Genomic DNA, 507 nt, shown 5'->3' on the forward strand with positions numbered 1-507 from the left:
CCACCATTGATCATTAGTAACAAAACCATTCTCATCTCTCTTTATCTCTCTCTCTTTTTCTTTCATTCAATTCAAGCAAACAAACATGGCTGGAATCATCCACAAGATTGAGGAGACCCTCCACATCGGCGGCCACAAGCCCGAGGAAAACAAGCACAAGGCCGAGGAGCACAAGGGCGAGCACTGCAAGCCCGAGGCGCACGGCCACGGCGAGCACAAGGGCGAGCACAAGGAGGGCCTGGTCGAGAAGATCAAGGACAAGATCCACGGCGACGGCGCCAAGGGAGAGTGCGAGGGCGAGAAGAAGAAGAAGAAGAAGGAGAAGAAGAAGCACGAGGACGGCCACCACCATGGCGACAGCAGCAGCAGCGACAGCGACTAGGGCTTACGGCCGCGCCGCGCCACGATTAGCCATGGATCATGACATATGGTTTTCCAGCTACTGATGTTGGGAGATATAAATATGTTCGTGTGTGTCCCTTGGATATGGTCAATTTGGCAGTTTAG

General features: G+C 53.3%; 1 protein-coding gene. It reads left to right on the plus strand.

The features are described 5' to 3' along the window. Nucleotides 1-85 precede the first annotated feature (85 nt). Nucleotides 86-382 (plus strand): hypothetical protein, encoded by a 297-nt coding sequence (locus DL891_RS16650; protein WP_111721595.1) that lies wholly within the window; start codon nt 86-88, stop codon nt 380-382. Nucleotides 383-507 lie beyond the last annotated feature (125 nt).

The organism is Homoserinimonas sp. OAct 916 (assembly GCF_003260275.1).
GTDB lineage: Bacteria > Actinomycetota > Actinomycetes > Actinomycetales > Microbacteriaceae > OACT-916.